Source organism: Janibacter anophelis NBRC 107843, from assembly GCF_001570945.1.
In the GTDB taxonomy this organism is placed as follows: domain Bacteria; phylum Actinomycetota; class Actinomycetes; order Actinomycetales; family Dermatophilaceae; genus Janibacter; species Janibacter anophelis.
In genome coordinates this window covers 1-23,922 of the sequence record NZ_BCSQ01000014.1, presented here as the reverse complement: position 1 = coordinate 23,922, position 23,922 = coordinate 1, and the positions used below count along the sequence as shown (strand labels likewise).

26 protein-coding genes and 1 tRNA gene are annotated in these 23,922 nt (G+C 71.0%); 16 read left to right on the top strand and 11 right to left on the bottom strand.

All coding sequences use genetic code 11. From position 1 onward, the window contains the following. Positions 1-29: 29 nt before the first annotated feature. Positions 30-698 carry a 2-C-methyl-D-erythritol 4-phosphate cytidylyltransferase gene (gene ispD / locus JAN01S_RS05335; protein ID WP_068314781.1) on the top strand — a complete coding sequence of 223 codons (669 nt, stop codon included), beginning with the start codon at positions 30-32 and terminating at the stop codon, positions 696-698. A gap of 84 nt (positions 699-782) precedes the next feature. Here the strand turns inward: ispD and JAN01S_RS05330 are convergent, their stop codons facing one another. Next, positions 783-1,868: an FAD-dependent oxidoreductase gene (locus JAN01S_RS05330; RefSeq protein WP_068314779.1), complete on the bottom strand. Its 1,086-nt coding sequence runs from the start codon at positions 1,866-1,868 to the stop codon at positions 783-785. Positions 1,869-1,889: 21 nt separating this feature from the next. On the opposite strand from JAN01S_RS05330, the gene ispF reads away from it, so the two are divergent. The 3 genes from ispF (at position 1,890) to JAN01S_RS05315 (ending at position 4,166) form a co-directional block, all read left to right on the top strand. Next, positions 1,890-2,393: a 2-C-methyl-D-erythritol 2,4-cyclodiphosphate synthase gene (gene ispF / locus JAN01S_RS05325; RefSeq protein ID WP_068314777.1), complete on the top strand. Its 504-nt coding sequence runs from the start codon at positions 1,890-1,892 to the stop codon at positions 2,391-2,393. A 72-nt stretch (positions 2,394-2,465) separates the two neighbouring features. Continuing rightward, positions 2,466-3,470 (top strand): WXG100 family type VII secretion target, encoded by a 1,005-nt coding sequence (locus JAN01S_RS05320; RefSeq protein WP_157075610.1) that lies wholly within the window; start codon positions 2,466-2,468, stop codon positions 3,468-3,470. Positions 3,471-3,488: 18 nt separating this feature from the next. Next, on the top strand, positions 3,489-4,166 hold the full coding sequence (locus tag JAN01S_RS05315) for a hypothetical protein (RefSeq protein WP_068314773.1): 678 nt from the start codon (positions 3,489-3,491) through the stop codon (positions 4,164-4,166). A gap of 27 nt (positions 4,167-4,193) precedes the next feature. On the opposite strand, the gene JAN01S_RS05310 is transcribed toward JAN01S_RS05315, so the two are convergent. From JAN01S_RS05310 to JAN01S_RS05300, 3 genes are read right to left on the bottom strand one after another with little or no spacing between them, the layout of a single operon-like run. Continuing rightward, the gene (locus JAN01S_RS05310; RefSeq protein WP_068314771.1) at positions 4,194-4,895 is read right to left on the bottom strand and encodes a type 1 glutamine amidotransferase; all 702 of its coding nucleotides are present in this window, start codon (positions 4,893-4,895) and stop codon (positions 4,194-4,196) included. After that, positions 4,892-5,215: a hypothetical protein gene (locus JAN01S_RS05305; RefSeq protein ID WP_068314769.1), complete on the bottom strand. Its 324-nt coding sequence runs from the start codon at positions 5,213-5,215 to the stop codon at positions 4,892-4,894. Before JAN01S_RS05305 ends, JAN01S_RS05310 begins: the two co-directional genes overlap by 4 nt. Before the next feature lie 33 nt (positions 5,216-5,248). Then, a complete protein-coding gene (locus JAN01S_RS05300) occupies positions 5,249-5,566 on the bottom strand; it encodes a transcriptional regulator (RefSeq protein WP_218000003.1) in 318 nt (105 codons plus the stop codon). A gap of 166 nt (positions 5,567-5,732) precedes the next feature. Here JAN01S_RS05300 and JAN01S_RS05295 point away from each other — a divergent pair, with 166 nt between their 5' ends. Together JAN01S_RS05295 and JAN01S_RS05290 are read left to right on the top strand one after the other, a co-directional pair. Beyond that, a complete protein-coding gene (locus JAN01S_RS05295) occupies positions 5,733-6,821 on the top strand; it encodes an S-(hydroxymethyl)mycothiol dehydrogenase (RefSeq protein ID WP_068314762.1) in 1,089 nt (362 codons plus the stop codon). Then, positions 6,818-7,447, top strand: coding sequence for an MBL fold metallo-hydrolase (locus JAN01S_RS05290; RefSeq protein ID WP_068314760.1), 630 nt, complete (start codon positions 6,818-6,820; stop codon positions 7,445-7,447). Before JAN01S_RS05295 ends, JAN01S_RS05290 begins: the two co-directional genes overlap by 4 nt. A gap of 2 nt (positions 7,448-7,449) precedes the next feature. Here JAN01S_RS05290 and JAN01S_RS05285 read toward each other — a convergent pair whose 3' ends face one another. After that, on the bottom strand, positions 7,450-7,911 hold the full coding sequence (locus JAN01S_RS05285) for a hypothetical protein (protein ID WP_068314758.1): 462 nt from the start codon (positions 7,909-7,911) through the stop codon (positions 7,450-7,452). Positions 7,912-7,952: 41 nt separating this feature from the next. Here JAN01S_RS05285 and cysS point away from each other — a divergent pair, with 41 nt between their 5' ends. The 3 genes from cysS to JAN01S_RS05270 are packed head-to-tail and all read left to right on the top strand — an operon-like array spanning position 7,953 to position 10,944. Next, entirely contained in the window at positions 7,953-9,386 is a 1,434-nt protein-coding gene (gene cysS / locus JAN01S_RS05280) for a cysteine--tRNA ligase (protein ID WP_068314754.1), read from the top strand. Continuing rightward, the gene (rlmB, locus tag JAN01S_RS05275) at positions 9,386-10,333 is read left to right on the top strand and encodes a 23S rRNA (guanosine(2251)-2'-O)-methyltransferase RlmB (protein WP_068314751.1); all 948 of its coding nucleotides are present in this window, start codon (positions 9,386-9,388) and stop codon (positions 10,331-10,333) included. The genes cysS and rlmB overlap by 1 nt, the downstream gene beginning before the upstream one ends. Continuing rightward, complete coding sequence (locus JAN01S_RS05270) at positions 10,330-10,944, top strand: hypothetical protein (protein WP_068314750.1); 615 nt, start codon at positions 10,330-10,332, stop codon at positions 10,942-10,944. The genes rlmB and JAN01S_RS05270 overlap by 4 nt, the downstream gene beginning before the upstream one ends. A 66-nt stretch (positions 10,945-11,010) precedes the next feature. Here the strand turns inward: JAN01S_RS05270 and JAN01S_RS05265 are convergent, their stop codons facing one another. Genes JAN01S_RS05265 through JAN01S_RS05250 form a run of 4 tightly spaced genes read right to left on the bottom strand, consistent with a single transcriptional unit; the run spans position 11,011 to position 15,067 of the window. After that, a complete protein-coding gene (locus JAN01S_RS05265; RefSeq protein ID WP_068314749.1) occupies positions 11,011-11,580 on the bottom strand; it encodes an RDD family protein in 570 nt (189 codons plus the stop codon). Next, positions 11,580-12,824 carry a DUF4032 domain-containing protein gene (locus tag JAN01S_RS05260; RefSeq protein WP_068314747.1) on the bottom strand — a complete coding sequence of 415 codons (1,245 nt, stop codon included), beginning with the start codon at positions 12,822-12,824 and terminating at the stop codon, positions 11,580-11,582. The genes JAN01S_RS05265 and JAN01S_RS05260 overlap by 1 nt, the downstream gene beginning before the upstream one ends. 51 nt (positions 12,825-12,875) lie before the next feature. Further along, positions 12,876-13,634 (bottom strand): trehalose-phosphatase, encoded by a 759-nt coding sequence (gene otsB / locus JAN01S_RS05255; RefSeq protein ID WP_068314746.1) that lies wholly within the window; start codon positions 13,632-13,634, stop codon positions 12,876-12,878. Next, complete coding sequence (locus tag JAN01S_RS05250; protein WP_068314743.1) at positions 13,631-15,067, bottom strand: alpha,alpha-trehalose-phosphate synthase (UDP-forming); 1,437 nt, start codon at positions 15,065-15,067, stop codon at positions 13,631-13,633. The genes otsB and JAN01S_RS05250 overlap by 4 nt, the downstream gene beginning before the upstream one ends. An 85-nt stretch (positions 15,068-15,152) precedes the next feature. On the opposite strand from JAN01S_RS05250, the gene JAN01S_RS05245 reads away from it, so the two are divergent. From JAN01S_RS05245 to JAN01S_RS05220, 6 genes are all read left to right on the top strand, one after another. Further along, positions 15,153-15,581, top strand: coding sequence for a CBS domain-containing protein (locus JAN01S_RS05245; RefSeq protein ID WP_068314741.1), 429 nt, complete (start codon positions 15,153-15,155; stop codon positions 15,579-15,581). A gap of 86 nt (positions 15,582-15,667) precedes the next feature. Further along, entirely contained in the window at positions 15,668-17,392 is a 1,725-nt protein-coding gene (locus tag JAN01S_RS05240; RefSeq protein WP_068314739.1) for a serine/threonine-protein kinase, read from the top strand. Beyond that, on the top strand, positions 17,389-18,972 hold the full coding sequence (locus JAN01S_RS05235) for a threonine/serine exporter family protein (RefSeq protein ID WP_169797169.1): 1,584 nt from the start codon (positions 17,389-17,391) through the stop codon (positions 18,970-18,972). Before JAN01S_RS05240 ends, JAN01S_RS05235 begins: the two co-directional genes overlap by 4 nt. A gap of 125 nt (positions 18,973-19,097) precedes the next feature. Continuing rightward, complete coding sequence (locus JAN01S_RS05230) at positions 19,098-19,901, top strand: transglycosylase family protein (protein ID WP_306305648.1); 804 nt, start codon at positions 19,098-19,100, stop codon at positions 19,899-19,901. A 250-nt stretch (positions 19,902-20,151) separates the two neighbouring features. After that, complete coding sequence (locus tag JAN01S_RS17655; RefSeq protein WP_068314730.1) at positions 20,152-20,877, top strand: transglycosylase family protein; 726 nt, start codon at positions 20,152-20,154, stop codon at positions 20,875-20,877. A gap of 73 nt (positions 20,878-20,950) precedes the next feature. Next, positions 20,951-21,023, top strand: a tRNA-Thr gene (locus tag JAN01S_RS05220). Between the two features lie 20 nt (positions 21,024-21,043). Here the strand turns inward: JAN01S_RS05220 and JAN01S_RS05215 are convergent. Further along, a complete protein-coding gene (locus JAN01S_RS05215; RefSeq protein ID WP_169797168.1) occupies positions 21,044-21,667 on the bottom strand; it encodes a site-specific integrase in 624 nt (207 codons plus the stop codon). A 57-nt stretch (positions 21,668-21,724) separates the two neighbouring features. Between JAN01S_RS05215 and JAN01S_RS17755 the strand changes: the two genes are divergently transcribed. After that, positions 21,725-22,237 (top strand): GNAT family N-acetyltransferase, encoded by a 513-nt coding sequence (locus tag JAN01S_RS17755; protein WP_084360045.1) that lies wholly within the window; start codon positions 21,725-21,727, stop codon positions 22,235-22,237. A gap of 225 nt (positions 22,238-22,462) precedes the next feature. Here the strand turns inward: JAN01S_RS17755 and JAN01S_RS05205 are convergent, their stop codons facing one another. Then, positions 22,463-23,809, bottom strand: coding sequence for a hypothetical protein (locus JAN01S_RS05205; protein ID WP_068314726.1), 1,347 nt, complete (start codon positions 23,807-23,809; stop codon positions 22,463-22,465). Positions 23,810-23,922: the final 113 nt, after the last annotated feature.

The window sequence follows — 23,922 nt, the reverse complement described above, 5'->3', positions numbered from 1 at the left end:
TCCCGCACGACGCCCACACCGATGACGGTGTGGGCGTCGTCGTCGTGGCCGCCGGGTCCGGCACGCGCTTGGGCGCGAGCCGACCCAAGGCCTTCGTCGAACTGCGCGGCGCGACGATCCTCGAGCACGCGCTGCGGGGGGTCCTGGAGAGCGCCCCCGGTGAGCTGGCCGTCGTCGTGCCCGAGGAACTCGTCGGCGAGGCGCAGCAGATCCTCGCCCGCCTCGACCTCGCGGGGACCCGCGCGAGCGTCGTGGCCGGTGGGGCCGAGCGCAGCGACTCGGTCAACGCCGGACTGCGCGCCCTGACCGACGCGAGCCGACACGTCCTCGTGCACGACGCCGCGCGCTGCCTGACGCCCGTCGCCGTCTTCGAACGGGTGCTCGCCGCGCTGCGGGCCGGGGCCGAGGGCGTCGTGCCGGGCGTGCCCGTCGTCGACACGATCAAGGTGGTCGACGCGAGCGGACACATCGTCTCCACCCCCCTTCGCAAGTCCCTGCGGGCGGTGCAGACCCCGCAGGGCTTCGCCCGCGACGTGCTGGCCGCCGCGCACGCCGCGGGCGCCGCGGCCACCGACGACGCCGCCCTCGTCGAAGCGCTCGGGTACGCCGTCCTCGTCGTCGAGGGCGACGAGCGGGCGCTCAAGGTGACCACGCCCGACGACCTCGCCCGCGCCGAGCGCCTGCTCGCCGGGGCCTGACGCCACCCCAACCCGCGCATCTCCCCGGGGAAATGCGCGCTCGAACGCACCCCCCTCCGCGCATTTCCCCGGGGGAATGCGCGGTCATTGGCGCTCGCGCAGGTGCCGACGGACGGCGAGGGCTGCGGCCCGGCCGGCCCGGTTGCCGCCGATCGTGCTCGCCGACGGCCCGTACCCCACGAGCTGCACGCGCGGGTCGAGGGCCGCGGTGACGCTCGTCTGCACGTCACTCGTGCCGGGCAGCAGGGCGATCCCACCCGCCGGGCTGCGCAGCCCCAGCGGAGCGAGGTGACGCACCGCGGGGCGGAACCCCGTCGCCCACAGGATCGTGTCGGCCGGTTCGAAGCCGCCGTCGGCCCACCGCACCCCGTCGCGCTCGATCCGCTCGAACATCGGCCGCCGCCGCTCGTAGACCCCGGTGCGCGCCGCGGCCATCTCCTGGGGCCGCAGGCGCAGGCCGGTGACCGAGACGACGCTGGCGGGTGGTTTCCCTTCGCGCACCCGACGCTCGACGAGGCCGATTGCGTCGCGACCTGAGAACTCGTCGCTCCACACCGGTGGCCGTCGGGTCACCCAGACGACGTGCGCGATCGGCGCGATCTCGCCGATGAACTGCACGGCGGACGCGCCACCACCCACGACGACCACGCGGCGACCGCGGAAGTGCTCGCGCCCCGGGTAGGCGACCGTGTGCCACTGGTCGCCGGCGAAGTCGCGCTGGCCCGGGTAACTCGGCACGAAGGGGTGGGACCAGGTGCCCGTCGCATTGACCAGCGTGCGGGCGGTCCACGAGCGCTCGCCCGCGCGGGCGACGAGCAGCCCGTCCTCGTCGGTCACGGCGTCGACCCGCACCGGCCGGATGACGGGCAGCTCGTGCTCGTCCTCGTAATCGTCGAACCACCGCGCGATGACCTCGTTGGCCCGGTCGTGCGAGCCGCCCGGCGCGGGAGCGTCCGGCAGGTCCGCGACGCCGTGGACGTCGGCCATCGTCAGCGAGTCCCATCGGTGCTGCCAGGCGCCACCCGCCCGCTCGTTGGCGTCGAGCACGACGTGCCCGATCCCCAGGCGCCGCAGGTGGAAGGACGCGGACAGACCCGCCTGCCCGGCGCCGATGACGATCGAGTCGAGGGGGTCCACGGTCCGTGCAACACCGGCGGCGACGCGGTCCATCCCGACTGGGAGACTGGCGCCATGACTGCGAACCACGCCCAGAGCCTGCCGCGGACCGGGATCGGTGTCGACGTCCATTCCTTCGCCGCGGCGGACTCGGGACGCGAGTTGTGGGTCGGTGGCCTGCTGTGGCCGGGGGAGACCGGCCTCGAGGGCCACTCCGACGCGGACGTCGCCTGTCATGCGGCGTGCGACGCGCTCTTCGCCGCGGCCGGCATCGGTGACCTCGGGCAGCACTTCGGCACCGGTCGGCCCGAGCTCGCGGGGGCGTCGGGCGCGACCCTGCTCGCCGAGGCGGCCCGGCTCGTGCGCGAGGCCGGCTTCGAGATCGGCAACGTCTCGGTGCAGGTCATCGGCAATCGCCCGAAGATCGGCACCCGCCGCGACGAGGCCCAGCAGGCGATGTCCGCCGCCTGTGGTGCCCCCGTGAGCCTGAGTGGCACGACGACGGACGGGCTCGGGCTCACCGGTCGGGGCGAGGGTGCGGCTGCGATCGCGACCGCCCTCGTCGTCGCGGTCGCCTAGGGGAGTCATCCCCATCGCCGTCGCGCAACGCCTCTCATAGGGTGGTCGTGAAGGACGACGAAGGGGGAAATGATGGCCGTCACCCATGGTGGCGATCCGACCCAGATGCGACAGGTCGCCGGGCAGCTCAAGGCGTCGGGGGAGAGGATCACCGACTCCGCCGCGATGATGCGAGGCTCACGCCAGGTGCTCGTCCAGAGCTGGGAGGGGGCCGATGCGGAGGCACTGCTCAGGAGCGCGGAGGGCGCGGAGGGTCAGCTGACCTCCGCTGCCGATGTGCTCATCGCCTTCGCCGCCCGACTCATCGAGCAGGCGGACCAGCAGCAGGGCGCGTCGGAGGGCAGTGTGCGCACGGCAGGCTCCCCGCCGCCGGGGGTCGTCGCGGACAACAACGACGCCCGGGACAACCACTGGTGGAACCTGCGGAAGAAGGACCCCGCCGACTACGAGACCGACGGCGACCCCGGCACGGATATCGAGATGCCCGAGGGCCTGGACCCGGACTCCCAGCTGGCCAAGGACCTCATGGCCACGCCGCAGGGGCGCGAGACGCTCGAGTGGCTGCGCAAGAACGACATCGAGATCAAGTACAGCGACAAGGAGGGCGCCTGGTACTCGGCGTATGACAACAGCATCACCTTCGGGGTCGACGGCGACGGCAACCCGAAGGACTCGCCCGACACCCTCATCCACGAGGCCAACCACGCGCAGTGGGACGCCGACGACAAGGTCGTCGACATCAACAGCTCCTCGCGCGAGGAGTACATCAAGGGCAAGCTCGACGAGGAGATCGAGGGGCAGTCCGAGAGGTGGGCGTGGAACCAGCAGGCGCGCGAGCAGGGCATGGACGTCCCGATGGGGAGCGACGAGGCTGCCTATCGCGAGGCCGTGCAGGAAGCGACCGCTGCCGGCGCCACCCCGGCGGAGGCGGAGCAGGCCGGGCGGGAAGAGGTCCGCAAGATGTTCGAGGGAGACCACCCGAGCGTCAACTACACGCAGTCCACGGACGGGCAGAACTACGCCGAGCGCCATGGCGACGACTGGGACGACAAGCACGACTGGTGGCCGCTGTGGTGACGGGTGAGGATGTGGGGCATGGGACGGACGCTCATGAAGGCCGTGACGGCGCTCGCCGTGACGGCGGTGGCAGTGGCCGGGTGTGGCCGAGACGAGGACAGTGCTCAGGAGGGCAGCGACATGATGCGTGAGCGCACGGTGGAGGCATTCGAGGGACCGGATCCCGACCTGGCCTCCTTCGCCGGGGACGACGAGACGCGGCCGGACGTCATCGACACCCCCTTCGTCGACGACTGGTACGTCTTCCAGCTGACCGGTCAGCACCGCGCGACGGTCGTCGCGGTCACCAAGGAAGGTGAGCCGCGCGGGGTCGAGCTCACCGGCGCGCCGGAGGCGTGGGACGAGGTCGTCGAAGGGGTGTCCGTCACCGACGCGACGACGGCCCAGGACGTTGCGGATGCCTGGGTGCGGGCCATGCGGCCGGTGTCCGGGGCGGCGAAGATCATCACGTCCGTCGACGACATCGATCTCACCGGGTCGCAGGCCGATGAGGTCCGGGAGGAGCTGCGCCGCGAGGTCGGTGACACTGTGGGCGACACGTCGGCCCGCGCGACCGGCGAGGACTGGGCGAGCACCCGGTGGATGGTCCACGACAACGACCTCGTCAAGCTGGAGCTGACGATCCACGCGGACGCGACGGTCGACGTCGAGCGCTCCGTGGAGCGTGCGGACCTGCCCGGTCCGATCGCGCTCTGATCCGAGCCGAGCGAGCGACGCCCGCGCTCAGCCCAGGCGCGCGGCGAAGGCCTCGGTCACCGGGCGCCACGCGGCCTCGATCGCCGGCTGCGCCTGTTCGACCGCGGCCAGGGCTGCGGGCACGTCGATGCCCTCGACCTCGGGCGCCCCGGCGTCGGAGGCCGCCCAGGCCGTGACGATGTCGAGGTCGGCCTCGGGGTGACCCTGTACGCCCCAGACCGTGGGGGCGAGCCGGGCGACGAGCAGGTCGCCGCGCTCGTTGTCCGCGAGGGCGACCGCGCCATCGGGCAGCCGGGTGACGATGTCGTCGTTCCACTGCGGCACGGGCGCGCCCGCCGCCGCGGCGAGCACGACGTCGTCGGCGAGCTGGTCGGTGCTGCCGACGGTGAGCACGCCGATGGTCCTGCCACCGGGGTTGCGCCCGACCTCGCCCCCGAGCGCGACGGCCGCGAGCTGGTGGCCCAGGCAGATGCCCAGGGCGGGGGTGCCCCCCTTCGCCGCGGCGCTGATGAGATCACGCACGGCCGGCAGCCACGGGGCCACCTCGTCGTCGCGGCAGCCCATCTGGCCACCGAGCACGAGCAGGCCGTCGTGCCCGGACAGGTCGGCGGGCAGCGCCTCGCCGGCGTAGGGCCGGCGTACGTCGAGCTCGACGCCCGCCTCGGCCAGCCACGTGCCGACCCGGCCCGGAGGGCAGGTCTCCTGGTGCTGGACGACGAGCAGGCTCATGGCGCGCGCTCCGGACGGCGCCCGGTGATCGCGCCCGCGCCGATCAGCGCGATGCCGACGACGTCGAGCACCAGGGCAGGAACAGCGGCCAACCAGGCCAGTCGGTAGTTGATCCCGTGGATGACCAAGGTCCCGAGGAGGCTGACCACGGTGGAGATCACGATGCACGCGGCGCCGGCGACGACGAGCTTCCACCACAGTCCCTCGTCGCGACGCATGATCGCGATCACGGCGATGGCGAGTACGGCGATCGTCGTGGGGAGGGACCAGCCGAGCTGGCTGATGAGGGCCGAGAGGCGGTGGTCGAGGTCGAGGCCCATGCGCGCAGGGTACTGGCGCGGGAGGCGATCGGCTCAGTCCGCGCTCGCGCGTGGCCGCGGCGACGCGAGCCGCGCGAGGCGCTGCAGCTCGGAGACGTGCCCGCACAGGGCCTCGCGGCCGGCGGGCGTCAGCGTCACCCGGGTCGAGCGCCGGCCGGCGGTGACCACCCGCGTGATCCGCACGTAGGACTCCGCCTCGAGGCTGCGCAGGTGCTTGCTCAGGGCCGAGTCGGACAGTCCGACCTCGTCGCGCACCCGGGCGAAGGGCAGCCCGTGCGTCGGTGCGAGCAGCGCGCAGATCTGCAGCCGGTGCGGTTCGTGCACCACCGGGTCGAAGATCGGGCGAGGCATGGTCACAGGGTAGGCGACTTGCCTCATCGGAAAGGTGCCGGTCGCGCGCTGCCGCGGCCCTTCCGGGCCCGTCCCCGGGGACGGGAGTGTCCTCCCCTTCGTCCGTGGGCCACGATGGTGCGCATCACACCGGGCCGGCCGGCCCGTCACCGAAGGGAGCTCGCGCGTGTCGCAGACGGTCAAGGGAGTCATCGCCCGGTCCAAGGGAGCCGATGTGGAGGTCGTCGACATCGTCGTGCCCGACCCCGGGCCCGGGGAGGCCGTGGTCGCCGTGCAGTCCTGCGGGGTCTGCCACACCGACCTGCACTACCGCGAAGGGGGGATCAACGACGAGTTCCCCTTCCTCCTGGGCCACGAGGCGGCCGGCGTCGTCGAGTCCGTCGGCGAGGGCGTCACGGACGTCGCCCCCGGCGACTTCGTCATCCTCAACTGGCGCGCGGTGTGCGGTCAGTGCCGCGCGTGCCGGAAGGGCAAGCCGCAGTACTGCTTCGACACGCACAACGCGACCCAGAAGATGACCATCGCCGAGACCGGCGAGGAGCTGACCCCCGCGCTGGGTATCGGCGCCTTCGCCGAGAAGACCCTCGTCGCTGCGGGGCAGTGCACCAAGGTCGACGGGGACGCCGACGCGGCGGCCGTGGGCCTGCTGGGCTGCGGTGTGATGGCCGGCTTCGGTGCCGCGGTCAACACCGGTGAGGTCACTCGTGGTGAGTCGATTGCGGTCATCGGGTGCGGTGGTGTCGGTGATGCGGCGATCGCGGGCGCGAAGGTTGCGGGTGCGACGACGATCATCGCGGTGGACATGGATCCGCGGAAGCTGGAGATCGCCAAGGGCTTCGGTGCCACGCACACCGTGGATGCGAGCACCGAGGACACCGTCGAGCGGGTCCGTGAGCTGACGGGCGGTTTCGGTGCCGATGTCGTCGTCGACGCGGTCGGCCTGCCGCAGACCTACGAGCAGGCCTTCTACGCGCGCGACCTGGCCGGTCGAGTCGTCCTCGTCGGGGTCCCGACCCCGGACAAGGAGGTCACCCTCCCCATGATCGAGATCTTCGGCCGAGGTGGTGCCCTCAAGTCGAGCTGGTACGGCGACTGCCTGCCGAGCCGCGACTTCCCGATGCTCGTCGACCTCTACCGCCAGGGGCGCTTCGACCTCGACGCCTTCGTCACCGAGCGGATCGGTCTGGGCGACATCGAGTCGGCCTTCGACAAGATGCACTCCGGTGACGTGCTGCGCTCGGTGGTGGTCCTGTGACCGCGCGCATCGACAAGGTCATCACCTCCGGCACCTTCGAACTCGACGGCGGCTCGTGGGAGGTCGACAACAACGTGTGGATCGTCGGTGACGACGCCGAGTGCATCGTCATCGACGCGGGCCACGAGGCCGCCCCGATCCTCGACGCGGTCGGTGAGCGCCGCCTGCTCGCGATCGTCAGCACCCACGCCCACAACGACCACGTCAACGCGGCCGCCGAGGTGGCCGACGCGAAGGGGGCGCCGATCTGGCTGCACCCCGACGAGGCCCCGCTGTGGGGGATGACCTACCCCGACCGAGCCCCCGACGGGGCCCTGGCCCACGGCCAGGTCATCACCGTCGCGGGGACCGAGCTGACCGTGCTGCACACGCCCGGCCACGCGCCCGGCGCCTGCTGCCTGCACGCGCCGGAGCTCGGGGTCGTCTTCTCCGGGGACACCCTCTTCAACGGCGGCCCGGGAGCGACCGGTCGCTCGTACTCGGACTTCCCGACGATCGTGGAGTCGATCCGCGACAAGCTGTTGACCCTCCCTTCGGAGACGGTCGTGCACACCGGGCACGGGGACGACACGAGCATCGGCGCGGAGGCCCCGCACGTGCAGGAGTGGCTCGACCGCGGGCACTGACCTCAGGTCGCCAGCGCCGCAAAGCCCACCCCGGTCAGGCAGGCCAACTCCACCATGACGAAGGGGAGGGACGTCCACCTGATCGCGGTGGCCTGGCGGCCGGCTGCGCCGGCCCGGACCAGGTCGTCGCGGTACGGGCCGAGGTCGGCGTGGCTGGGGAGGAAGTTGGCGATCGCCGGCGTCACCGCGGCGGCCCCGACGAAGGCCGCCAGACCCGGCACCCACGTGCCCACCCCGAGGGCGTCACGCAGCCAGACCACCGCGACGGCGACCACCAGGCACCCCAGCACGATCGCGAGGTGGAGTACCGCGGTCATGACGACGGTCCGCAGCAGGCCGCCCGCCGTCTGCCCGACCCACCACGTGAGCAGTCGCCGCTCGATCCACATGCCGGCGGCGATGCTCCACACGAGCAGCACCACGAGCAGGGTCCACACGGCCCAGGCCGGCATCTGGCTCGTCATGGCGTGCAGGCTAGCGGGACGCGGACGTTAGCCTTGGGCCCGTGACCCTGCAGCTCTTCGACACCGCCACGCGCGAGCAGCGCGACTTCGTCCCCGTGACCCCCGGCCGGGTGGGGATGTACATCTGTGGGCTCACGACGCAGGGTGCGCCGCACATCGGGCACCTGCGGTTCGCCGTCGCCTTCGACGTGCTGCGGCGCTGGCTGGAGCGCGGCCACGGCTACGACGTGACGCTCGTGCGCAATGTCACCGACATCGACGACAAGATCCTGCGCAAGGCCGCCGAGAGCGGCGAGGACTGGTGGGCGCTCAGCTACCGCAACGAGCGCTACACGACCGAGGCGCTCGAGCTGCTCGGCGTGCTGCCGCCGACCTACGAGCCCCGGGCGACCGGCCACATCACCGAGATGGTCACCCTCGTCGACGAGCTCGTCGAGCGCGGCCACGCCTACCCGGCGGCCGACGGCAGCGGCGACGTCTACTTCGACGTCAAGAGCTGGGCCGACTACGGCGAGCTGTCCAACCAGGGCCTCGACGACATGGTCGCGGCCGACGACGCGGACCCGCGCGGCAAGCGCGACCCGCGCGACTTCGCGCTGTGGAAGGGACGCAAGGACGACGAGCCGGCGACCGCCACCTGGCCCACGCCCTACGGCGCGGGGCGGCCGGGGTGGCACCTCGAGTGCTCGGCGATGGCGCGCAAGTACCTCGGCGACACCTTCGACATCCACGGCGGCGGCATCGACCTGCGCTTCCCCCACCACGAGAACGAGCAGGCCCAGTCCCGCGCCGCCGGGCTCGGCTTCGCCGGCTACTGGCTGCACAACGGCTGGGTGACGGTCAAAGGCGAAAAGATGGGCAAGTCCCTCGGCAACGCCCTCGAGGTCCAGCACCTCGTACAGGAGCACGACCCGCTCACCGTGCGCTACTTCCTCACCGCCGCCCACTACCGCTCGATGATCGAGTACCACCCCGGCTCGCTCGAGGAGGCCGGTGCGGCCGTCGAGCGGATCGAGGGCTTCCTGCGGCGGGCGCTGCCCGGCCAGGCGGTCGTCGAGGCCGACCCGCAGGTCGAGCTGCCCGCCGAGTTCGTCGCCTCCATGGACGACGACCTCGGTGTCGCCGGGGCGCTCGCCGTCATCCACGAGAGCGTCCGTCGGGGCAACACCGCACTGGACGAAGGGGGTCGGGACGAGGCCGCGGAGATCGCCACCACGGTCGTCGCGATGACCGACGTCCTCGGCATCAACCCGTTGTCCGCGACGTGGGGCGGCGCCGGTGGGAGCCGGGAGGGTGAGCTCACCGACGCCCTCGACGCCCTCGTGCAGCTGCAGGTCGAGGCCCGCGCCAAGGCGCGCGCCGCGCGCGACTTCGAGACCGCTGACCAGATCCGTGACGCGCTCGTCGCCGCGGGGATCACCATCGAGGACACCCCGCGCGGCGCGCGGTGGAGCCTCGCCAGGAAGGACCACTGATGCCCGGCAACAGCTCGCGACGGGGCGCCGTGCGGCGCACCGGCTCCAAGAAGGGGGCGCAGGTCGGCTCCGGTGGCCAGCGCCGCCGTGGCCTGGAGGGCAAGGGCCCCACGCCCAAGGCCTCCGAGCGCCCCAACCACAAGGCGTACAAGAAGCCGTCCGAGCGCAAGCCCGCGGGCCGCGCCGGGAGCACCCGTAAGAAGTCGGGCTCCACGGAGATGATCGCCGGGCGCAACTCGGTCGTGGAGGCGCTGCGCACCGAGGTGCCGATCTCGACGATGTACATCGCCAACCGGATCGACAGCGACGACCGGGTCAAGGAGGCGCTGACGCTCGCGGCCGAGGCCGGTATCCCGATCATGGAGACGCCGCGCACCGAGCTCGACCGGCTCACCGACGGCGCGGTCCACCAGGGCCTCGCCGCGCAGGTGCCACCGTACGAGTACGCCCACCCGCAGGACCTCGTCGATAGCGAGATCCCGGGGACGCCGCTCGTCGTGGCGCTCGACAGCATCACCGACCCCCGCAACCTCGGGGCGATCGTCCGGTCGGTCGCGGCCTTCGGTGGCCACGGCGTCGTCGTGCCCGCCCGTCGCAGCGCGGGGATGACCGCGTCGGCGTGGAAGACCTCCGCCGGCGCCGCCGCCCGCGTCCCGGTCGCCCAGGCGAGCAACCTCGTGCGCGCGCTGGAGGACTACCGCAAGGCCGGGTTCTTCGTCGTCGGCCTCGACATGGACGGCGACGTCGAGCTGCCCGGCCTGGAGCTGGCGACCTCGCCGCTCGTCGTCGTCGTGGGCTCCGAGGGCAAGGGACTCTCGCGCCTCGTGCGTGAGACCTGCGACCAGATCGTCTCGATCCCGATGAGCAGCGCCGTCGAATCGCTCAACGCCGGTCTCGCCGCCGGGGTGACGCTCTACGAGATCGCCCGCATACGAGGAGGAGCATGACCCAGCCGCCGCCCGGACCCCACGGACAGCAGCCCCCGCACCACCCCTACGGCCAACCGTCGCAGCCCTCCGGTGGACCTGCGTACGGCGGGCCTGCCTACGGTGGCCCTCCCTACGGCGGCCCCCCGTACGGCCAGTCGCCGGCGCAGCCACCGCTGGGCAGCGAGCCGACCTCCATCCGCGGCGCCCGGTGGGCCAGCTGGGTCGGCGCCGTGATCTGTCTGGTCTACCCGCTCCTCACCGGTCTTGAGATGCGGATGATGGGCAACCAGGACTGGCAGGACATCGAGTCGCAGTGGGGCGACTCCGCCGATGGTGTCTTCATCGCGATCATCATCGGCGCGACGCTCGTGTCCGTCCTCATCGGTCTGGTGTGGGTCGGCCTGACGCACGCGGCGACCCAGGGCAAGGAGTGGGCCCGCATCGTCGGCACCGTCATCTTCGGCGTGGTCGCGATCTGCTCGCTCTGCGGCGCCTTCATCCCGCCGATCGGGCCCTCGATCGTGCTGGACCTCGGGTTGGTCGTCGTCGGCGGCGTGACCGTCGCCTGCCTGTGGGTGCCGGACTCGACCCGCTGGATCCGCCAGCAGTCCTCCGCGCGCCCCTCCTGATCCACAGACGAAGGGAGCCGCACCCGGTCGACGGGTGCGGCTCCCTTCGTCGTCTCCCGGGAGTGCTCAGGTGCCCTCGGCGTGGATGACGTGGGTCTTGCCGACGATGTCGGCGAGCGTGCGGTCGTCGTCGTCGACGAGCATCCAGATCCAGCTGATGATCCCGGCGAACTGGTGGACCAGCTCACGCAGCGCCGCGGCGCCGAGCTTCGGGTGGCCGCCGGTCTCGGCGTCGATGACCTTGAGGCCGGTGAGCTTCTTGCCGAGGCTCTGGCCGGACCGGGTGACGCGGTAGACGCGGTTGTACGCGGTGGTGGCGAGGCTGGCGACGGCGCTGAGGAGGATCAGCAGGACACCGAGCGCCACGAGCCCGCCCGACCCGGACCCGGGGACCTCGCAGGTGTCGTAGGAGTAGATGCCGCAGTCGTAGGTGTCGGGCATGCCGGCGACGATGCAGATGATGCCGAGCACCAGGGGCACCAGGGCGGCCATGGCGGACAGGACGCCATCGATGATGCCGGGCACGATCCGGTCGGGGAAGGCGGCGGTCCGGCCGTAGCGCTGCTCCACCCAGGCCCGCGACCCCGGCCTGTTCGGATCGCCGTTCGTCGGCGGCAGCGGTGCGGGTGCGGTCATCAGCTCTCCTTGTCGACGACGGGCAGCATCTGGGTGTCCGTCCCCAGGACCGACTGCTCGTCGGGTTTGCTCGGCAGGACCTCTCGCAGGTACTCCGCGATCGCGTCCTCGATGGGGACATCGTGCCCGACGCGCTCGGCCATGTACCAACGGTGCTCGAGGATCTCGTGGAAGATCTCCGCCGGCTCGAGCTTGGCGCGCAGCTCGGCGGGGATCGAGATGGTGGCGGGCTCGTAGATGCGGGTCAGCCAGTCGTGGGCGACCAGGGCCTCGTCGTCACCCTGCCGGTCGGTGGCGGCGCGGTAGGAGTCGAGGTCGTTGAGCAGGCGGCGGGCCTGGTTCTCCTCCACGTCGAGGCCGGTGAGACCCAGCAGCCGACGGCTGTGGTGACCGGCATCGACGACCTTGGGCTCGATGCGCAGGTGGGTGCCGTCGAGGTCGGTCGAGATGGCCAGCTCGTCGACGTCGAAGCCCAGCGCGTTGAGCCGCCGGATGCGTTCGTCGACCCGCCAGCGCTCGCCCGAGTCGAACCACTCGTCGCCGGTCAGCTCCTCCCACAGCTCGCGGTAGCGCTCGATGAGCTCGTCGGAGACCTCGATCGGGTCCAGCCCCTCGGGCAGGAGACCGGCCGCGGCGAGGTCCATGAGCTCGCCGGCGATGTTGGTGCGCGCCAGGTCGAGGTCGTGCTCGCGCTGCCCGTCGCTCAGCCGGTCGTGCAGCTCGCCGGTCTCGGCGTCGACGAGGTAGGCGGAGAAGGCGCCGGCATCGCGGCGGAAGAGCGTGTTGGACAGCGAGACGTCCCCCCAGAAGAAGCCGGCGAGGTGCAGCCGGGCGAGGAGCACCGCGAGGGCGTCGACGAGCCGGGCCGTGGTGTCCTCGCGCAGGTGCTGGCTGAAGACCGCGCGGTAGGGGAGGGAGAACTGCAGGTGCCGGGTCACGAGGCACGCGTCGAGCGGGGCGCCGGTCGCGTCGGTGCGCCCCGTGACGACGGCGAGCGGGACCACGCACGGCAGGTCGAGGCGGCCGAGCTGGCGCAGCAGTCGGTACTCGTTGCGGGCGAGCTCGGCCTTGATCTCCTTGACCGCGACGATCCGGCCGGAGAGCCGGGCGAAGCGCACGACGTGCCGGGAGATGCCGCGGGGCAGGGCCGCGAGCAGGTCGGCCGGCCACTCCTCCAGCGGGACCGACCACGGCAGGTCGAGCAGGGCCGGGTCGGGCTGGGCAGCGGAGATGTCCAGCGGCATGACGCCTCCCTCCGTGGCCGGGACGATCGATCCCTCCAGTGTGGCGCAGTCTCAGGAGCGAAGGGAGGACAAGGCCGCCAGCACCTCGGGGACGAGCGTGCAGTCGTCGACGCGCAGCCGGGCGGCGGTCTCGCCGGGCCCGACCTTGATCCCCAGGTCGCGCGGGCCGAGCACGGTGAAGACGTGCTCGTCGGTGACGTCGTCGCCGAGGTAGAGGGTCGCGTCGACCTCGAGGGTGCCCGCGAGCGCGCGCAGCGCGGTGCCCTTGTCGGCCCGCAGCACGCTCAGCTCGTGCACGCCCTTGCCGGTGAGCAGGGTGACGCCGTCGCCGTCGGCCGCCTCGTGCGCGATCGCCTCGGCGGTCGGGAGCACCTCGGGCGGCAGGCCCCGGGTGTGCAGCACGACGGCGGTCGGCTTGTGCTCCAGGCGGATCCGCGGCTCGCGGTCGGCGACGGCGTGCTCGACGCGCTCCCGCAGCGCAGCGACGGCAGCGGCGGTGCCCTCGGGCAGGACGGTGCCGCTGCTGGACTCGGCGCCGTGGCTGCCGATGCGCGTGACGGCGGAGCCGGCGAGCCCGGTGAGCTGCTCGAGGGTGGCCAGGTCGCGCCCGGACACGACGGCGGTCCACGTGTCCTCGGCAGCGGCCAGCTCGGTGAGGGAGGCGATCGTGCCCGCCTGCGGCCTCGCGTCGAGCGGGTCGAGGACGAAGGGAGCGAGCACCCCGTCGAAGTCGGTCGCCACGAGCAGCCGCGGCGCGGCGGCGACCGACTCCAGCGCGGCGGTGACCGGCTGCGGGAGGGGCACGCTCATGCCCCCTTCGTCGGGGGACGCTCGGGTGCCATCTCGAGGTTGGTGAGGAATCGGTCGGCCCACCGCTGCACGTCGTGGTCGGAGACGCGACGGCGCGAGGCGCGCATGAGACGACGCTTGTCCTTGGGGTCGGTGCCGATGGCCCGCAGCATCGTCTGCTTGAGGCCCTCGATGTCGTGCGGGTTGCAGACGAAGGACTGCTGCAGCTCGTGCCAGGCGCCGGTGAACTCGCTGAGCACGAGAGCGCCGCCGAGGTCGTGGCGGCAGGTGACGTACTCCTTGGCGACGAGGTTCATCCCGTCGCGCAGCGGGGTGACGAGCATGACGTCGGCGACCTGGAAGAGCGCGGTCATCTCCTCGCGCGGGTAGCTCTGGTGCAGGTAGTGCACGGCCGGCGAGCCGAGCGCGGAGTAGGTGCCGTTGATCCGGCCCACGGTCGTCTCGACCTCGGTGCGCAGGTGCTTGTACGCCGCGACGCGCTCGCGGCTCGGGGTCGCGACCTGGACGAAGGTCACCTCCGGCGGGCGGAAGGCGCCCTCGGCAAGCAGCTCCTCGTAGGCCTTGAGCCGGTGGCGGATGCCCTTGGTGTAGTCGAGGCGGTCGACGCCGAGCAGGACGATGTCGGGGTCCCCGAGCGAGGCGCGGATCTGCTCGACCCGCCGCTGGACCGACTCGCTCTTGGCCAGCTCCTCGAGTCCGCGGAAGTCGATGCTGATCGGCACGGCGGAGGCGCGCACGACGCGCTCCTGGCCGTTGGGGTCGGTGGTCGTCACGCACTCACCGCGGGTGGCCCGGCCGTCGAGCTGCCGGGCGGCCCGCACGAAGTTCTGCGCGTCGGCCGCGCGCTGGAAGCCGAGGTAGTCGGCGCCGAGGAGGCCGTCGAGGATCCGCGAGCGCCACGGCAGCTGGGCGAAGAGCTCGACCGGTGGGAAGGGGATGTGGTTGAACCATCCGATGCGCAGGTCCGGGCGCAGCTGCCGCACGAGGGCGGGGACGAGCTGCAGCTGGTAGTCGTGGATCCAGACCTTTGCCCCCTTCGCCGCGACCGCGCACACGGCCTCGGCGAAGCGCTCGTTGACCCGCTGGTAGTCCTGCCACCACTCGCGGTGGAAGTGGGCCGGCACGATGACGTCGTGGTAGATCGGCCACAGCGTGTCGTTGCTGAAACCCTCGTAGTAGGTGGTGCGCTCCTCCTCCGACAGCGGGACGGGGTGCAGCCACATGCCCGCCTCCTCGAAGGGGGCGGGAGCCTCGCCGGTCTCGCCGGCCCACCCGACCCAGGCGCCGTCGCGGCCGCGCATCACCGAGTCCATCGCCGTGACGAGACCGCCGGGGGAGCGGTGCCACTCGCTGCCGCCGTCAGGCGTGACCACGCGGTCGACCGGTAGGCGGTTGGCGGCGATGACGAGGTCGAACTTGCGCTGGCGTGGCACGGGTGTCCCTCCGGGAGTCGGTGTGTCCCACCCTATGTACCCCCGAAGCCTTCCGCCGACGCGCCCGGAGCACTACCGTCGGTACATGAAGATCTCGGACGTGTTGCGCACCAAGGGCACCGACGTCGTCACCGTGACGCCGGAGGCCACCGTCGGCGAGCTCCTCGCCCTCCTCGCAGAGCACCGCATCGGTGCCGTCGTGGTCTCCGCCGGCGAAGGGAGCGTCGACGGCATCGTCTCCGAGCGGGACGTCGTGCGGCGCATCCACAGCGACGGCATCGCGGTCCTCGACGGGCCGGTGAGCGCGATCATGACGAGCGAGGTGCACACGTGCGGTGAGCACGATGACATCAGCGACCTCGAGAGCGAGATGACCGAGCGTCGGATCCGGCACGTGCCCGTCGTGCGGGAGGGGCAGCTCGTCGCCATCGTGAGCATCGGCGACGTCGTCAAGCACCGCATCCGCGACCTGGCGGCCGAGCGCGACCAGCTCGAGGCCTACATCACCCAGTAGTCATCGCACGCGACGACGACGCCACACAGGCGGCACACAGGGCACGCTCCGACACCTCCCATGGCGAGCCTTCTACTCTGGATGCCATGACGACACAGCTCCTCGGGGACGACCCCACCCCTGACGAGCGCGCTGGCGTGGGCGTGGCCGACTTCGACACGATCGGCCCCTACCGGGTGCTCCAGCAGCTGGGGCAGGGCGGGATGGGCATCGTCCACCTTGCCCTCGACGAGCGCGGGCGCGCCGTGGCGATCAAGGTGCTGCGCGCGCACGTCGCCCACGACGACGACGCCCGCGCCCGCCTGGCCCGCGAGGTCGACACCCTCGCCCGGGTGCGCTCCCAGCGCATCGCCCCCGTCTTCGACGCCGACCTCGAGGCCGACCAGCCCTACATCGTCACCCGCTACGTGCCCGGCCCGAGCCTCGAGCAGCGGGTCCGCGAGGACGGTCCCCTCGGCCCCCAGGCCCTGCTGGCCCTCGGCCGGGGCCTCGCCGAGGCGCTGCGCGCCATCCACGCGGTCGGCGTGATCCACCGCGACCTCAAGCCCGGCAACGTCCTCATGCTCGATGACGACCCCGTCGTCATCGACTTCGGCATCGCCCACGTCGCGGAGAGCTCGCGGATGACGATGACCGGCCTCGTCATGGGCACTCCGGGCTACCTCTCGCCCGAGCTGGTCGAGGGGGGTGACGTCACCCCGGCCACGGACTGGTGGGGGTGGGCGGCCACGCTCGTCTTCGCGGCCACCGGGCGCTCTCCCTTCGGCCGTGGCGGCATGGAGGCGGTCCTCGCCCGGGTGTGCCGGGGCGACGCCGACCTGCGTGACGTCGACCCGCAGCTCGCCCCGCTGCTGCATGCCGCGCTCGCGCCCGACGCGCGCCAGCGCCCCGACGCCGACGAGGTCCTCGCTGCCCTCGAGGCCTGGGCGCACGGCCGTCCGGTCACCGACGTGCTCCCGCAGCGCACCCGCGCCTTCCGCCCCGACGCGACCCGGACGCTGCCGCCGGCGGCCCCGGCGCCGCGGGTCGAGCCCCCGGCCCCGTGGGGCCAGGGGGACTGGACCGACCCCGACCCGGGGGCGGCCCCCGCCCCCGCGCCCGCGCAGCTGCTGCCGCCCGCCCCGGTGCAGGGGGACCGTGCTCCGTGGCCCGGGACCCAGCCGAGCGCCCAGCCCGGCGTACCCGACCGCCCGGGTGACCCGCGCATCGGGCGGCCGCGGCGCAGCGACGTGCTCGCGGCGCTCCTCGTGGCCGGCGTGGCCCTGGCCGCCTCGTTGCCGTGGGTGGCGCTCGCGGTCGTGCTCGGCTGGTCGCTCACCGCCCGGACGATCGACCGCTCGATGACGGCCACGGTGCGCCGACGCCACCGGCACGGCCGACGCCGCAGCGACGGTGTGGCCGCCGTGGCCTCCTCCCCGCTCCACCTCGTCGGCGCCACACTCGCGACCGTGGTCGCCGCGCTGCTCCCGCTGGCCGTGGGCGCCGCCGCCCTGCTCGCCGCCGCACTCGCGCAGTCGACCGCCGATGGACTCGGGGTGCGCCTCGCCTCGCCCGTGCCGCTGGCTGCCGGTGCGCTCGTCGCACTGCTCATCGGTTGGTGGGGCCCGGGTGGCCCGGGGCTGCGTCGGGGGAGCCGCAGCATGGTGCGTGCCGTCACCGGTGCACCTGCGGTCCGGATGCTCGTCATCGCCGCCCTCGTCGTCTTCGCGGTCGCCGTGCTCGGCGCGCTGGCGGCCGGGGCCCTGGACGTGTCCTGGTGGCCCGGCGTGGGGTCCCCGCTGCCCTCCCCGGAGCAGCTGCCGACGCGATGACCACGCCGCCGCCCTCGCCTCCTCCCCAGCGACCTCGGCCCCGACGGCGCCCGGCCGCGCGCGACGAGAGCCCGACCGGGGCGATCCCGCAGCACCCGCAGCCCAAGCCGCGCCGACGGCCCACCCTGCGGGGTGAGCAGCCCACCGAGACGATCCCGCTGCGTGGTTCGCTGCGTGGCACGCCGTACCGCGACCCCCGTGTCACCCGCGCGGTCGCCGAGGAACGGGCGGCCGCCCACGCGATGGACCTGGCGCTGCGCGTCGCCGAGGCCATGCTGCGCTCGGGGTCCAGTGCCGCGGGCGTCGAGTCGGCGACGATCGCCGTGGGCGTGGCCGCGGGACTCGAGGACCTCGACGTCGACCTGACGATGCAGTCGATGCACCTGCAGTGCCGCACGCCCTCGGGCCAGACGATCTCGCGGCTGCGGGTCGTGCGCCAGCCGCGCCTCGACTTCGCCCGACTGGCGATGGTGCACGCCCTCGTCGACGACCTCGTCTCCGGGGAGATCGACGTCGAGCAGGCCGACTCCCAGCTGCGCGAGATCAGCCGCACCCCACGGATGTGGTCGCGCTGGTTCGTCACCCTCGCCGAGGGGGGCGTCGCCGGCGGTGTCGCCCTGATCCTCGGCGCGAGCCTGCCGGGCGTCATCGTGGCGGCGGTCGCGGCGTGCGTGACGATCATGCTCGCGAGCCTCATCGACCGGCTGAACCTGCCCGACTTCTACCTCGGGGCGATCGGCGGCGCGACGGCGACGCTCATCGCCTTCGGGTCCTATGTCCTGGGTACCTACGACTGGCTCCCGATCTCACCGTCGGACTTCGCCTTCATCGTCGCCGGCGGCATCGTGGCGTTGTTGCCCTCCCGCACGCTGATCTCCGCGATGGAGGACGTGCTCTCGGGGTTCCCCGTGACCGGTACCGCTCGGCTCTTCGCGGTCATGCTGCACACCTTCGGCCTCATCGTCGGGGTCGCGGCGGGCCTGGGCCTGTCGCTGCAGGCCGGGGGTCTGCTCGAGCTGGGCCTGACGCCGCCGCCCCTCGACAAGCTCGCATGGGCCTCGGCGACGCTGCCCCTGGTCATCGGGGGGTCGGGTCTGATCGGGCTCGCCGGGTCGATCACCCTGCAGGGCAGCCGGCGGATGCTGCTGCCCTCGGCCCTGCTGTGTGTCATCGGTGTCGCGACCGCCGTGGGTCTGGTCCAGGCCGGCATCGGCCGGGTGACGGCGACGGGCGTCGCGGCCGCGACGATCGGGTTCCTCGCCCGCTACATCGCCCTGCGGATGGACGCCCCTGCGCTCACCCTGTCGGTGCCGGCGTCCTTCGGTCTGTACCCCGGTCTGGCGATCTTCATCGGGCTGTACCACATGAGCAGTCCGCCGACGATCGCCGACGGGTCGAACTCGACGACGGGTCTGTTCAGCGTGCTCGGTGCTCTCGGTGTGATCATGGCCATAGCCACCGGTAACACCCTGGGTGACCGACTCGCTGCGCCACTGGATGCCCCTGTGGCACAACGGCGCCGGGCCACGGTCGAGCAGGAGGGGGAGCGTCGCGAAGACGAGGGTTGGGACATCGTCTGACCCTCGCGGGGGTTGTTGTTGACGGTTGTTTGACTCGTTAGGTCACGGGAAGGTAACGTTCCCGCCGTCCGCGAACGACGCCAGAACTACTGGCAGCTTCACACCCACGAAGCACCCTGAACCTCGTGGAAGGAATCACCACAGCAATGTTCTACTCCCCCAAGCACGCCCGCATCGACAAGGCCTCGCCTGCCCGCCGCCGCATCGCCGGTGTTGCTGTGGCCGGCGCGTCCGTTGCCGTGGGCTCCATGGCGACCGCCCAGAGCGCGTCCGCCTCCACCGACGCCGCCTCCTCCTCCGTCTGGGACCGCGTCGCGGCCTGCGAGAGCGGTGGCAACTGGTCCATCAACACGGGCAACGGCTTCTACGGCGGCCTGCAGTTCACCTCCCAGACCTGGCAGGGCTTCGGCGGCGGCAAGTACGCGGCCAACGCCCACCAGGCCACCAAGTCGCAGCAGATCGAGATCGCGCAGAAGGTCCTGCAGGTGCAGGGTCCCGGCGCGTGGCCCGTCTGCTCGCAGAAGGCCGGCCTGACCAAGGCCAACGGCAGCGGCGCTGTCGCTCCGGCCCCGGCCCCGGCCCCGGCCCCGGCCCCCAAGGCCGAGTCCGCTCCGCAGCAGCAGGAGGCCCCGCAGCAGTCCTCGCGCTCCGAGGCTCGCACCTCCACCGCTGACGGCGCCCTCGTCGTTGACGGCATCCGCGGCCCGAAGACCAACGCCGCCATCGAGAAGTGGGTCGGCGTCAGCCAGGACGGCGTCCTGAGCGCCTCCGACGTCCAGGCCCTGCAGGGCAAGGTCGGCACCGCGCAGGACGGCATCATCGGCCCGATCACGACGACCGCTGTCCAGCAGCTCGTCGGTGCGGCCGAGGACGGCATCTGGGGCCCGGAGACCACCTCCAAGCTCCAGACCTACCTCAACGCTCGCTGAGCCATCCCCGGATGACGGGCTGACGACAGCCCGACACCCCGGCAGAAGGGGGCCTCGCACCACTGGTGCGAGGCCCCCTTCGCGCTGTCCGGATGTCGCCGCGACGGTGACGGACGGTGTCAAGGGGGTGGAAGTTACAGGTCTGTATTTATGTGACAAGTGTTGTCTGTGTGACTGCTGAGTCCTTAGCGTCGCTCTCGGACCTGCACGGGGGACCCCTGCCCGTGCTTCGCCGAAGCGAGGAAACTTCATGTTCAGCACCAATGACTTCCCCGACCAGCCCGTCTCCCGACGCGGCCGTCGCCTGCGGATCGCGGGCGGCGGTGTCGTCGCCGCGTCCCTCGTCGGTGGCGGGCTCGTCGTCGCATCCAATGCCGGCGCCGCCGACACCGTGTGGGACCGGGTCGCCGCTTGCGAGTCGACGAACAACTGGAGCATCAACACCGGCAACGGCTACTACGGCGGCCTGCAGTTCTCCTTCCAGACGTGGAAGGGCTTCGGCGGGCAGAAGTACGCCTACACCGCCGACCGGGCCACCAAGGCCCAGCAGATCGAGATCGCCCAGGAGGTCCTCAAGGTGCAGGGCCCGGGCGCGTGGCCCGTCTGCTCGCAGCGCGCCGGACTGACCGTCGCCAACGGCCTGGCCGTCGACCCCTACGGCACCGGTGACCGTCCCTCGCGCGACACCACCCGCCCCCCGACCACCTCGACCGGCGGCGAGCTCGTCGTCGACGGCATCCGCGGCCCGAAGACCAACGCCGGCATCGAGAAGTGGGGCGGTCGCCCGATGAACGGCTACCTCGACGTCGCCGACAAGCAGGCCCTGCAGCGCCGCGTCGGCGCCTCGCCCGACGGCATCATCGGCCCGATGACGACCAAGGCGCTGCAGCGCAAGGTCGGCGCCGACGTCGATGGCGCCTGGGGCCCGCAGACGACCACCCGCCTGCAGATGTACCTCAACCGCAACGTGCTCTGACACGACGGTGACTCGGTGACGACCGGGGCCGCGGGCTACGATGCCGCGGTCCCGGTCTTCGCTCGCCGGGCCCGCTGGCGTGGCGCAATTGGTAGCGCACCTGTCTTGTAAACAGGTGGTTGAGGGTTCGAGTCCCTTCGCCAGCTCTCTGATCAGGGAAAACACGTCACTCACCACCCTGCGACCCCCCGAAGCCTCCACTTATGCCTCCACTTTCGATCTCGGAGGCGGTGCGCGGGTCGACCGCTTCGAGGGCCGCGAGCACCCGCGGGTCGCGCTCACCACGCCCCAGATAGACGTCCTGCGTCATCGACACCCGCGAGTGGCCGAGCTGGTCGGCGATGATCCGCGCCGTCACCCCGGACCCGTCGAGGATGCTCGCCGTCGTCTTGCGCCAGGCGTGCGAGGTGACCCACTCCAGATCGCTGTCGAGACGCACCTCGTAGAGCCACCGGCTCACCGTGCGCGGCTCCCGGAAGCCACCATCGACCGTGCCGAAGACCGGCTCATTCGGCCCCACCCCGACCTCAGCCCGGCGCCGCAGCATCGCCACGCACCACTGTGGAAGGGGGAGGCGACGTTGACCAGCCGCGGACTTGGTGGCCTTGCGGATCAACCCCTGCCCGGTGACCCGGATGAGAGTCGAGGTCACCTCCACCGAGCCCTCCTCCAGGTCGACCTCCGACCACAAGACCGCGACGGCCTCACCGATTCGCAGGCCTGTCGCGAGCATGAAGGCGCACAGGTCCGGCAGGTCGTGCTCGACCGCCCGACGACCCTTCGAGGTCACGCAGTTCACCATGCGGGCCGACTACTCGGGCCTCGACTACACGATGAAGGTGGACGAATGGGCGAGGTAAAGATCCGACCGACAATTCCGGCCGATCTCGACGCGCTGGCGGACGTCCTAGTGCGGGTTCACGCGACTGACGGCTATCCGGTCGAAGGTGTCGACGACCCTCGATCGTGGGTCGATTTGCCAGAGGCTGTGGGCCAATGGACCGCGCTCTTAGAGGGCCGGCCTGTTGGTCACGCTGCGCTCATGCGTCCCGCCCGTGAGGATCGTGCGGCAGAACTGCTCGTTGAGCGCGATAGGACCGCCCCGGCTGGGATCGCAGTGCTAGCTCGCCTCTTCGTCGCTCCGAAGGTGCGGGGGTCTGGCGTAGCCCAACGGCTAGTGGAGGTTGTGCACGGCGCAGCTAGCTCGAACGGTCAGCGGTTGGTCCTGGAGGTCATGGGTAAGGACGCTGCTGCCATCCGCCTGTATAAGCGAAACGGCTGGCAGAGCCTCGGAGTCTTCCATCACCAGACGCCCGCAGGGGACGTGCACGAGGCAGGGGCGTTCGTCGCGCCCAACTAAGTCTGGGCAACGGACGTGTGTCGCGTGGCCGTCACACCCCGTCTCGAAGTGCCATCGCTCGGCACTCATGGGCGCTGGTGGGCGACTGCCACCACTGACGCACTCGGCGCAGGTCCTCAGGCAGCCAACAGGCCCCCGAGGTGCTGCCTCGGGGGCCTGTTGAAGAGTCTTGTTCAGAGGTCAGACGTGCTCATGGAAGTCCTTCCATCGATGAATCCCTAGAGTCTAGCTCAGACCCGTCGACGCCTCAACCTCCAAAGTTTCCTCGAGGGATTCGCCGTATGCTCGAACCTCCGAGAGCAACGGCCAGGCTGCATAGTGGGCTGCGCTCAACTCATCGTTCTTCAGCATCGATTGAGCGAGACTCCATGCCTCTTCGGTGGAGTCCAAGAGCGCCAGTCTGGCCAACTGGAACTCCTTGCTCTTCGTTGCGGTTTTGAAGTCGCGCACCTCCTTTTCGACCTCCTGAAAGCGACCGGTCCGCTTGTATGCTAGCCATCTGTTAACAAGCAAAATCAGGTAGTGCTCTTCCGGCAGCCGCTTTATGGGGGCGTTGTTGCAAATGTCTATTACAAGGTGGAACCTTCGGTTCTGGAGCAAGAAGTAACACTCATTGGCCAACGATCTGCCGAGGTGTGATCTAGCATGCTCGTCCTTCAGGAGGTCGAACCCTGCGGACCAGACAAGCGAGTACGCTAGTCCGTAGAGAATATCGGCAGCTTCCCTTAGGTAGACTGAATCAACCAATAGGCGCTCACCCTCAATGGCTTTGCATTCAGGGAAGCGTTCAAGCTTCTTTATGTAAAGCCGGGATGCGTTCCCGGCATTGTGGACGATGCAATGACGTCGTTGAAGGACTTCTTGGGCTGGAAATTGATCGGAAGCAGCGACCTTTCCAATAGAGAATCGTTTGGCGAAGAAGCTCATCCAATCGTCGAGTGAGCCGCGCATCACATCTTCAATGACTCGATCTACGAGAGACTCTCGGACGTCGTCGAGAGAATTGAATTTCGACATCTCGTTCCAGGACATCATGTGCTCTGATGCGCTGAGCGCGCCAGGTTTAAGTTCGAAGCATGCTCGTGCCGTGGAGTTCACGAGCATCTCTAGTTCCCCCACGAGTGTGACCATCAGGGACCGATGGAGGTAATGCCCTGAGGGCGGGCCCGAGATCGCACGGCCCACGGCGGCAAGATAAGCCGAAGCCTGCCCCTCTGGCAGGTCAGAAACGGCGTCCTCTACGGCTTTCGCAAAGGCTTCGCGGCGGTCCTCCTCGGTTAGAACGTCTTCGCCAGTGGGGTCCTTGACCGCATTCATGATGACGCCCATCAAACGCTGCAGTCCCTCGTCGTCAAGATCCGCGTCAAGTTGAACCCGCAGAAACTCTCGCGCGCGCTGTGCTGCGTCATCTACTTCGGCTGCACGTTCGTCGATGATTCGAGCCAGTCTGAGCACCTCGTCTTGACTCGAAGCCAAGCGAGAGAGTTCAGAAACGAGCTTGTCCATGAAAACCATTTGAGGGTCGGGCGCAGGGTCCGAGGCTTCGGGGCTATCGCCCATCTCATCCACCATGACGCCGATGGTAACGGTCGCGACGATGGTGTAAGACCGAGCAAGGGGGCGAACCGTGAGGAATTTCCTACTGGTTCAAGCGCGCCTTCGGCGCGTGCCGGCGGGCCTTCGGC